Source organism: Natrinema limicola JCM 13563 (assembly GCF_000337475.1).
In the GTDB taxonomy this organism is placed as follows: domain Archaea; phylum Halobacteriota; class Halobacteria; order Halobacteriales; family Natrialbaceae; genus Natrinema; species Natrinema limicola.
This window is the reverse complement of the sequence record NZ_AOIT01000089.1, coordinates 1-2,767: the sequence shown is the minus strand read 5'-3', so window position 1 is coordinate 2,767 and position 2,767 is coordinate 1. Positions and strand designations below refer to the sequence as shown.

Sequence of the window (2,767 nt, the reverse complement as noted above, 5' to 3'; positions counted from 1 at the left end):
TGGATGTGATCACGGACTCGGCTAAGCCGCCTCGCTTCTGGCGAAGCGAGGTCGGCTACTAGCGTCAGCTATCTTTCTCGTCGTCAGAATCTCTGCCAAAGTAGAAGTAATGCGACAGATTTCCATCTGTGTGCTGTCTCCTAGTCAGGTGACACACTGATTCTACCTCATGTCTTGTCTATTTCCTCGGATCTATCCGTGGCGTGATTGATGCAGTGGACAACTAGCGACTATAGGGAGTTGCCCGAGGATGTCAAGACTGAGGTTGATACTGCCTTCGATGAGGGTCAGTACGAGAGCGACGAGGAGTTGCTCTGGCAGCAGGTTGCTGGACCGGATGTGGAAGCACTCAAGCGGGGAGAAACGTACTATGCCCCGCAGGTAGACATTGAAAACGGTGTTCACACCCTCCAGTTTGAGGAGACAACGCCACAGTATGATTCAACGAAGCATCTTACTGTACCTGACGTGCCTGAAGTACCGCTAAATATCTCGTTCACTATCAAAGATACAGAGGGAACAGTTCTGAAAGAGGTAGATCGCACTATCGAGGAGAAAGATAATGACCGGAAAGTGCCGGTTGCTACCGAACTTGGAACATATTTGGTAGAGGTTACAGTTGAAGGCTGGGGAACCGTCACTGAGTCGGTGACACTTGAATATACTACTTACCAAGTTTTGTTGAATATCCAAGAAAGTGACGAAGCAGAATCATCGTTTTCCGTAGACATAACTCAAAATCCAGCCACCACCCCGGCCAAATGTCAATGGTGAAATTCTATGGCGGGGAGAGAATACCACTCAAATGATTAAGATGCGTGCTTGGCCTGTACTTACCGTAGCAAGTGGTCATCTCTCACTTGCGGAAAAAGCTATAGAGCAATACAGTTTTTCATGCCTCAACAGGGGTAGAGGCAACATCCAATGGGCGACACGCCAGAATACTCCCAAGACTCGAGCGAACTCTCACCAGCACAGCGGCTCGAGGCACCAAACACACGACTCATCGACGCCAGCATCGCAACGATCAACGATATGGAGACGCTGCGAGCCTGCATCGCCTACGAAAACCAGCACCAACAACGTGTTCCGATCCTCCGCCAACTCGAGAAGCGGGCTATCGAACTCCGCTCGCAGGACGACGATGACTAACTCGACACTGCCAGTGTCAGCTTGCAGGACGACCGGGAGGAAGCCTGCTGATTCCTTGCTCTGTACGTGATGCCACAAAAGCCGTCACTAGTCATCCTTGTACCTCCGTCCCTGCCCGGAAGCTTGTGAGGTCGTCAATACGCTCTTCGAGTGCTTCGATTTCCTGTTGCAGTTCTTCAGCTTCTGTCTCCTCGCTGGCGGCAAGCCGGTCCTTCAAGCCCTGGAGGCGCGACTCCTTGACGTCGTCGTCGACCTCCGCCTTGCGAACGTACTCGCTCTCATCAATCTCGTAGACATCGGACTCAGTGAGCGTCGTCACCTCAAGTGCTTCGTCGACCTTCTGGCGATCAACGCTCATGACGCGCTCACGGTCGATCCCTTCTGCCTCGAGCCTCGAGAGGACTTCCTCGTCGTCTTTGAGCGAGCGGTTGCGACGACTCGTGCGCTGGACGGAGCCGTACTGACCGGCGACAGGCCGGTCGTGATGGAGCCGGGAGAGAAGCACATCGGCGACCTCCTGGCGAAAGTCGTTGGCGTCACGCTGGACATCCGACAGCAGCGTGTAGAGATTTACGAGGGTGGCCGTCTCCAAGTCAGGGAGGTCGGTTACGTCGTGGCGCTCGAGTGCATCGATTAGGAGTAGGCCATCCGAGTAGATGTCCAGACCGTCAGGTTCGGTGCGGTCGTCATCGGTGTCTGGTTCGTGTGCTGTGTCGGCTAGCTGGGTCGTCGTCGGTCCGTCTGTCTCGGCGATCACACCCGCGTCCTCGTCGATCTCGAACCGGGGATGAACGCTCAACACCGCTGGATACGGATCAGCATCTGGCGGGAGCCGGTCGAGATCAAACCCATCGTGCGCGGTCTGTATCTGACGATACAGCGACTCGAACTGATCGCGTTGGAGCGGGCGCTTCTCGCTGGACTCGTCGAACTGGACGATAATGCGGTGTTCCTGGATATCTGTGATGTGGATGTGGGAGTGCGACAATGGTGTGATCAGTGTCGCGTCCGCCGGCAGCTCATCCAGATGCTCGAGAAGCGTGTGCCAACTGACGCTGAATGGCATACGGGGAAGTTACGCGCCGTCCCGACTAAATCTTGTTCTCGACGGGTATCAGAGAACTCTTCTACTGGTTTGATCCACCGACTGCTGCGGTGAATTAGCCGGTAAGTAGATGTGCAAACTGAACGACAACCCGAAAACATATGTCTTCTCGATAAGGTATTTGCTTTATGCCTGCATTCGGAATTGGTACCCCCATCTACCTTGTCATCCAAGCGTTCATTGCACGCTTCGTGTATCGTGAGGCCTCAACTCAAAATCGTCGCTCGCCGCTTGTTTTAGCTGGTAGCATCTTTATCCTGAGTATCGTTGCTGTGTTTATTGTGGGTAGTATTCTACCTGTTCTCCTTGTCGAAGCAGTGGCTATTATAATGTACCGTGCTGGTACATCCAGAAATAAACCACCTACTACACAATAATCAAACACTCTCCTGTTCTACTGAGAATCGAACAGTTCTTCACCTGTATTGACCGCAACCGGATCAGAATATACCACTTGCTGAGGGTTTCAACAAACCTGGGAGTACGTAACAACAATGGTGTTTACAGAGA

Annotated in this window: 3 protein-coding genes; 2 read left to right on the top strand and 1 reads right to left on the bottom strand. The window is 52.9% G+C overall.

What is annotated here, in order from left to right:
• Positions 1 to 210: 210 nt before the first annotated feature.
• Both C476_RS17190 and C476_RS17185 read left to right on the top strand, forming a co-directional pair.
• Positions 211 to 774: a hypothetical protein gene (locus C476_RS17190; RefSeq protein ID WP_008015326.1), complete on the top strand. Its 564-nt coding sequence runs from the start codon at positions 211 to 213 to the stop codon at positions 772 to 774.
• A gap of 150 nt (positions 775 to 924) precedes the next feature.
• Positions 925 to 1,152, top strand: coding sequence for a hypothetical protein (locus tag C476_RS17185; RefSeq protein WP_008015324.1), 228 nt, complete (start codon positions 925 to 927; stop codon positions 1,150 to 1,152).
• A 91-nt stretch (positions 1,153 to 1,243) separates the two neighbouring features.
• Here C476_RS17185 and C476_RS17180 read toward each other — a convergent pair whose 3' ends face one another.
• Positions 1,244 to 2,218, bottom strand: coding sequence for a hypothetical protein (locus C476_RS17180; protein ID WP_008015323.1), 975 nt, complete (start codon positions 2,216 to 2,218; stop codon positions 1,244 to 1,246).
• Positions 2,219 to 2,767: the final 549 nt, after the last annotated feature.